8 protein-coding genes are annotated in these 6,317 nt (G+C 63.1%); 3 read left to right on the plus strand and 5 right to left on the minus strand.

The window, feature by feature from the left end:
* The first annotated feature begins 513 nt into the window (after nt 1-513).
* Nucleotides 514-786, plus strand: a complete 273-nt coding sequence (locus tag VK804_RS07715) for a hypothetical protein (protein ID WP_325369547.1) — start codon at nt 514-516, stop codon at nt 784-786.
* On the opposite strand, the gene VK804_RS07720 is transcribed toward VK804_RS07715, so the two are convergent.
* A complete protein-coding gene (locus VK804_RS07720; RefSeq protein ID WP_325369549.1) occupies nt 779-1,549 on the minus strand; it encodes an exodeoxyribonuclease III in 771 nt (256 codons plus the stop codon). The genes VK804_RS07715 and VK804_RS07720 overlap by 8 nt on opposite strands.
* Before the next feature lie 44 nt (nt 1,550-1,593).
* Here VK804_RS07720 and VK804_RS07725 point away from each other — a divergent pair, with 44 nt between their 5' ends.
* The gene (locus VK804_RS07725; RefSeq protein ID WP_325369551.1) at nt 1,594-1,815 is read left to right on the plus strand and encodes a cysteine rich repeat-containing protein; all 222 of its coding nucleotides are present in this window, start codon (nt 1,594-1,596) and stop codon (nt 1,813-1,815) included.
* A 5-nt stretch (nt 1,816-1,820) separates the two neighbouring features.
* On the opposite strand, the gene alr is transcribed toward VK804_RS07725, so the two are convergent.
* The 3 genes from alr to VK804_RS07740 form a co-directional block, all read right to left on the minus strand.
* Nucleotides 1,821-3,092 carry an alanine racemase gene (gene alr / locus VK804_RS07730; protein ID WP_325369553.1) on the minus strand — a complete coding sequence of 424 codons (1,272 nt, stop codon included), beginning with the start codon at nt 3,090-3,092 and terminating at the stop codon, nt 1,821-1,823.
* 48 nt (nt 3,093-3,140) lie between these two features.
* On the minus strand, nt 3,141-4,643 hold the full coding sequence (locus VK804_RS07735; protein ID WP_325369555.1) for a replicative DNA helicase: 1,503 nt from the start codon (nt 4,641-4,643) through the stop codon (nt 3,141-3,143).
* A 286-nt stretch (nt 4,644-4,929) separates the two neighbouring features.
* Entirely contained in the window at nt 4,930-5,052 is a 123-nt protein-coding gene (locus tag VK804_RS07740; protein ID WP_325369557.1) for a hypothetical protein, read from the minus strand.
* Nucleotides 5,053-5,177: 125 nt separating this feature from the next.
* On the opposite strand from VK804_RS07740, the gene VK804_RS07745 reads away from it, so the two are divergent.
* On the plus strand, nt 5,178-5,408 hold the full coding sequence (locus VK804_RS07745; RefSeq protein ID WP_325369559.1) for a transcriptional regulator: 231 nt from the start codon (nt 5,178-5,180) through the stop codon (nt 5,406-5,408).
* Nucleotides 5,409-5,414: 6 nt separating this feature from the next.
* Here the strand turns inward: VK804_RS07745 and VK804_RS07750 are convergent.
* Nucleotides 5,415-6,317, minus strand: a 903-nt coding sequence (locus VK804_RS07750) for a cyclopropane-fatty-acyl-phospholipid synthase family protein (RefSeq protein WP_325369561.1), incomplete at its 5' end; no start/stop codon positions are given.

A 6,317-nucleotide genomic window follows, 5' to 3' on the forward strand; every position in this document is an offset into this window, starting at 1 on the left:
CGACGGTGGCCAACAAGCCCGGAGCACCGGGAAGAGCACGTTATAATCCGTAAAACCATTGCGTGGGGAATGCCGGGTGATTCCGGTGTGACCTGCTAACGTGTGTGCGCTCTACCCACTACCATTGCACACACGGCTATCGGGCGCATCGGGCGCCCGGCATTCCCTGCGCCCTTTGTTTGGAAGGGCGGGAAAATAAACGAATACCTCGCGCATCGCATGCGGCGAGATCGCGGAGTTATGTCTAAACGTCATTGCGAGCGCAGCGAAAAGCAATCCATGACTCAACAAAAAGAAAGATGGATTGCTTCGCGGAGCCTGTCATCGGGCGCGCATTCGCGCGACCCGTTGGCTCGCAATGACGACCTCACTTGTCGTCGCCCCTTGCCAACAGTGGCTTGGTTAACCGCTGCTCACCGCAAAGCCTAAAACACGCGCCATCTCGCGGCCGGGTCCTTAAAATTTGAGACGTATTAATGTCATCCCGAATTCAAAAGAAGTTTGGATGTCGCGATGAACGCCTTTGCCGAAGCCGTCGACAGCTTTCCCTGGCTCGCCAGCACCATGCTGGCGTTCGAGGCCTTTGAGGTCATCCACCGCCGGCTGACGATGTTCGCAACGCCCGGTGACGAGGCTGATCGCGAAGCCCGGCTCATGGTGAGCGAGAAGATCGATGCGATGTTCGAGGCCGGTGCGAACCTGATGGCCGGCGCAAGCGCAGCCGATGTCGTCGACCGCTATCGCGAACATGTCGCCGCCAACGCCAGACGCTTACAGGCTATTTGAGCACGATCCATGCCGGCGCGTGGTCGCTGGCGCCTTCCTCGCCGCGGATTTTTCGGTCGACGCCGGCCTTGACGAGCCGCGGCGCAACGGTCGGGCTCAACAGCAGATGATCGAGCCGCAAGCCCGCATCGCGCGGCCAGCGGTTGCGCTTGTAATCCCAGAAGGTGAACATCGGTTTTGAGGGATGGGTTTCACGGATCGCGTCGCACCAGCCTTGCTCGACCAGCGATTTGAACGCGGCGCGGCTCTTCGGCTGGATCAGCGCGTCCTTGTCCCAAGACTTCGTCGGATAGATATCGAGCGCCGTCGGGGCGACGTTGTAGTCGCCCGCCAGCACCACCGGGATGTCCTGCTTGATGAATTTCGCCGCGTGCGACTTCAGCCGCCTGAACCAGTCGAGCTTGTAGTCGAATTTCGGTCCCGGCTGCGGATTGCCGTTCGGCAGATAAAGGCTGGTGACGATGATTCCCGCAACGGCTGCCTCGATGTAGCGCGCCTCGCGGTCGTCGGAATCGCCGGGCAATTCGGTCCGCGTCAGCACGGGTTCGGCGTCGCGCGCCAGGATCGCGACCCCATTCCAGGTGCGCTGTCCCAGCCACACCGCGCCGTAGCCGGCCTTTTCGATCGCCGCGACCGGGAAATCGGCGTCGCTCGATTTCAACTCCTGCAAGGCGACGACATCAGGTTTTGCCGCGCGCAACCAGCGCAACAGGTTGGGTAGCCGCCGGTTGATGTTGTTGATGTTGAAGGTTGCGATTTTCATGGGCACAGTGCCAAAGATCGATCAGAACACAGCCGGGAGGTCTCATGTCCAAACTAGCCTTCGCCGTTCTCGCCGTCGCCATCGGATTTTCAGGCGCAGCCACAGCCCAGACGCTGACCGCCGAGCAGCAGGCCGCGTGCAAGGCGGACTATCAGAAATACTGCAAGGGCACGATGCCCGGCGGGGGCCGCATCATCGCCTGCCTGGACAAGCAGCGCGGCCAGTTGGCCGAGGCCTGCAAGAAGGTGCTCGACGCGCAGAAGTAGCGGGATCAGCCGGCGGCGGCGGGAGTTGCATCGGTGGCAGGGGCGGGATCGGCGGCAGCGGCGACGGGCTCGTCGGTGGTTTTCGCCTCGCCGCCCTTGTAGATGCGCATGTAGCGCGGCCCGAGGCTGGTCAGCACCTCGTAGCCGATGGTGCCGAAATGGTGCGCGAGTTCGTCCACGGTGATGCCTTCGCCGATCAGCGTCACCAGATGGCCGCGCCGCGCCGCGTTCTTCTCGAGGTCGGTGACGTCGACGGCGACCAGGTCCATCGAGATGCGGCCGGCGATCGGGCAGCGCTTGCCGGCGACCACGACCTCGGCGCCGCGGGTACCGTCATTGCTGCCGCCGGCGCGGAAATAGCCGTCGGCGTAGCCGGCGGAGACGATCGCAAGTTTGGTGGGCCGCCGCGCCGTCCAGGTGCAGCCATAGCCGGCGGTCTCGCCCTTTTCGAGATTGCGGATCTGCACGATGCGGGCCTTCAGTTCGACCACCGGCTGCATCGGATTGTCGGCCTCGGGTGTCGGGTTGATGCCGTAGAGGGCTGCCCCCGGCCGCACCATGTCGAACTGGAATTGCGCCCCGAGGAAGACCCCGGATGAATTCGCCAGCGACGCCGGCACGCCGGAGAAAAGGCTCGCGATCTCGCGGAAGCTCGCGAGCTGCCTGGCGTTGAGCGGATGATTGAGCGTCTCGGCGCAGGCGAGGTGGCTCATCACCAGCGTGATGCCGTGATCGCCGGCGTTGATCCGGGGAATGATGCCCTGCGCCTCCGTCAGCGTCAGGCCGAGCCGGTTCATGCCGGTGTCGATATGGATAGCCGCACCTCCGGCCCAGCCGGAGCGGCGGCAGAACACGTCCCATTCGGCAAGCTCGTTGAGGTCGCCGATCACGGGCCGCGCGTCGATTTTGGCATAGGCATCGCCGGTGTTCTGGAAGAAACCGTCGAGCACATAGATGGTGGCCGACGGCAGGGTTTCGCGCAGGGTGCGCGCTTCATCCAGCGTTGCGACGAAGAACGTCTTGCAGCCGGCGGTGTGCAACGCGCGCGCCACCTGGACCGCGCCGCAGCCATAGGCGTCGGCCTTGACGACGCCTGCGCATTCGGCCGGCACCGCCGACTTCTCGAGCTTGCGCCAGTTGGCGACGATGGCGTCGAGATCGACGGTGAGCACGCCGTTGGCGGTAGCGGTGGCCGCGGCGAAGGCGGCCGCTGCATTCGCCTCAGGCGACAACAGGCTGCCGCCAGGGATCGATTTCTGATCGGAAACGATGTTCATGCCGTAGTTTACGCGCAGCCGCGCGGCGGTTCAACCGCGCCGCGGGCCTCAGTAACTTCGCTCCGGCAGATGGTTGTCATGGGTCAGATCGCCAAACCGTGTCAGGCTGGCTTCGAATTGCAGTTCCACCGTGCCGGTCGGGCCATGGCGCTGCTTGCCGATGATGACTTCGGCCTTGCCGTGCACCAGTGACATGTCGAGCTGCCATTTCTCGTATTCCGGCGTGCCCGCGCGCGGCTCCTTGTTGGCGAGGTAATATTCCTCGCGAAACACGAACATCACGACGTCGGCGTCCTGCTCGATCGAGCCGGATTCGCGCAGGTCCGACAATTGCGGGCGCTTGTCGTCGCGACTCTCGACCTGGCGCGACAGCTGCGACAGTGCGATGACGGGGACGTTGAGTTCCTTGGCCAGCGCCTTCAGGCTGGTGGTGATCTCGGTGACCTCCTGCACCCGGTTCTCGTTGCCGCGTTTGTTCGAGCCCTGCAGCAGCTGGATGTAGTCGACCACCAGCAGGTCGAGGCCCTTCTGCCGCTTCAGCCGCCGCGCCCGCGCCGTCAGCTGCGAGATCGAGAGGCCGCCGGTCTCGTCGACATAGAACGGCAGCGACTGCAGCTCGATCGAATAGTCGCGGATCTTCTCGAAATCGGCCTCGGTGATGCCGCCGCGGCGGATCGTGCTGGAGGGAATCCCGGTGCGCTCGGCGATGATACGGGTGGCGAGCTGTTCGGCCGACATTTCGCAGGAGAAGAAGCCGACGATGCCGCCATTGACCGAGCGCATGGTGCCGTCGGCCTGGACCTCGGCGCGATGCGCCTTCGCGACATTGTAGGCGATGTTGGTGGCAAGCGCCGTCTTGCCCATGCCGGGACGTCCCGCCACGATGATCAGGTCGGAGGGCTGCAGGCCGCCCATCTTGATGTCGAGATCGCGCAGACCGGTGGCGATGCCGGACAATTTGCCGTCGCGCTGGAATGCCTTCGCGGCCATGTCGACGGCGACCGTGAGCGCCTGCGCAAAACGCTGGAAGCCGCCGTCATAGCGGCCGGACTCGGCCAGTTCATAGAGCCTGCGCTCGGCGTCCTCGATCTGCGCCCTTGGTGCAAAATCCACCGGTGCGTCGAAGGCGACATTGACCATGTCCTCGCCGATCCGGATCAGGTCGCGGCGCAGCGCCAGTTCGTAGATGGTGCGGCCGTAATCCTGGGCGTTGATGATGGTGGTCGCCTCAGCCGCAAGGCGCGCGAGGTACTGGCCGACCGTCATGCCGCCGATATCGGTCTCGGCCGGAAGGAAGGTTTTCAGCGTGACCGGGGTCGCGATTTTTCCCATCCGGATCAGGCTGCCGCCGGTTTCATAGATGGTCTGGTGGATCGGCTCGAAGAAGTGCTTCGGTTCCAGAAAATCCGAGACCCGGTAGAACGCGTCGTTGTTGACCAGGACGGCGCCGAGCAGGGCCTGTTCCGCCTCGATATTGTGCGGTGCGCTGCGATAGGCCGGGGTTCCGGCGTCGGGCGCGAGTTTCAGGACGTTCGAATCAAGCATGGCCATGGCGTTAGCGTGTTCCGGGAAGTTTGGCGGATACGGGGCGGCGATAAAGCGCCTGTCCTGTGGCGAGCGGAAGCACGCAGCCGCCTTATGCCCGATTCTCACAATGCGCCCTGGGAATTCGCGCGAGCATGGTGAATTGACGCTTGACGGGTTTTCGCGCCGTCGCGGTCGATAGTTCGCAGCTGCAAGAGGAGTGGGAAAGTTCCGTGCGCGATGAACCTTTCGCCGTCCGGGCATACTTATCCCAAGGACGGGTGAGTTTCGGAACCGCGATCTCGCTGCTTGATCAGATCAGAATGAGATAAATCAGCGCGAACAGCGCGGCGCCGATCCCGGTGGCGATCAAGGCCAGGTCGGTTCCGATGCCGGCCTGCGAATCGAGCGGTGATTGGTAGGTTTTCTGGGCCATTTCGGTGATTTAGGGCAAGCCGGTCCGCCCTTATGTGAAGCAGATCACATCCGTTGGTTTTTCTTGTCGGCAGGAACGGATTTCGGACTTCGGGATTGGTAAACGGCGCGGTTTGGCACGGACGAATGATGGATCAGCAGCATCGAGCAAGGCACTGGCGATCAAGCGACTTCCGATCGGAAGCCGGTGGCAGGCTGTGGCTGTCGATGCTGGTCGGCGCCATGGAAGAAGTCTCCCGTGCCGAGATACGCAGCCTGCCTTGCGATCCCTCGGGCCTGATCGGCCTGCGCGCGCAACTGGCGCGGCCGGCATCGCCATATCCTTACGGCGCCTCGCGCTTCAGCCTGCGCAATTAGATTTGCTTACTCGCCGGCGATCTGCAGCCGCGGCCGTTGTCCGCGCTCGATGCCGCGCAATTGCGCCTCTTCCCGTTCGATATAGTTGCGGGTGATCGGGACGACGCCCTGCCGCTTGGCGAGCTGGATCTGGAAATTCATCATGTTCTGCTTGCGGAACGACATTTCGGAGCAGGCGAGGTAGAATTCCCACATCCGCGCGAAACGCTCGTCATAGAGCTGGACGGCTTCATCGCGCCGCGCCATGAAGCGCTCGCGCCAGGCCTTGATGGTTTCGGCGTAATGCAGCCGCAGGATTTCGACGTCGCACACCAGCAGCCCGGCGCGCTCGATCGCGGGCATCACTTCGGAAAGGGCGGGAATGTAGCCGCCGGGGAAGATGTATTTGGTGATCCAGGGATTGGTGGCGTCGGGTCCCTCCGAACGGCCGATCGAATGCAGCATCATCACGCCATCGTCGGTGAGAAGCTCGGCGCAATGCCTGAAATAGGTTTCGTAGAAGTCGACGCCGACATGCTCGAACATGCCGACCGACACGATACGGTCGAACGGACCGGGGATGTCACGGTAATCCTCCAGCAAAAACTTCGCCGACGAGGTCAGGTTTTTCTCCGCCGCGCGCGCGTTCGATACCTGCAATTGTTCGGTCGATAACGTGACGCCGGTGACGTCGGCGCCGGTGGTTTCGGCCAGATAGAGGCCAAGGCCGCCCCAGCCGGATCCGATATCGAGCACGCTGTCGCCGCGGCTGATCAACAGTTTGGCTGCCAGATGCCGCTTCTTGGCAAGCTGGGCGTCGTCCAGCGTCATGTCGGGCGTTTCGAAATAGGCGCAGCTGTATTGTTTATCGGCATCGAGGAAGAGCGAATAGAGTCGCCCGTCGAGATCGTAGTGCCGCGCGACATTGTC

This window comes from Bradyrhizobium sp., assembly GCF_035484855.1.
In the GTDB taxonomy this organism is placed as follows: Bacteria; Pseudomonadota; Alphaproteobacteria; order Rhizobiales; family Xanthobacteraceae; genus Bradyrhizobium.

Coding starts and splice junctions, on each gene's coding strand:
- VK804_RS07725 (WP_325369551.1), top strand. CDS start 1,594: ATGTCCAAACTAGCCTTCGCCGTTCTCGCCGTCGCCATCGGATTTTCA.
- VK804_RS07745 (WP_325369559.1), top strand. CDS start 5,178: ATGATGGATCAGCAGCATCGAGCAAGGCACTGGCGATCAAGCGACTTC.
- VK804_RS07740 (WP_325369557.1), bottom strand. CDS start 5,052: ATGGCCCAGAAAACCTACCAATCACCGCTCGATTCGCAGGCCGGCATC.
- VK804_RS07720 (WP_325369549.1), bottom strand. CDS start 1,549: ATGAAAATCGCAACCTTCAACATCAACAACATCAACCGGCGGCTACCC.
- alr (WP_325369553.1), bottom strand. CDS start 3,092: ATGAACATCGTTTCCGATCAGAAATCGATCCCTGGCGGCAGCCTGTTG.
- VK804_RS07715 (WP_325369547.1), top strand. CDS start 514: ATGAACGCCTTTGCCGAAGCCGTCGACAGCTTTCCCTGGCTCGCCAGC.
- VK804_RS07735 (WP_325369555.1), bottom strand. CDS start 4,643: ATGGCCATGCTTGATTCGAACGTCCTGAAACTCGCGCCCGACGCCGGA.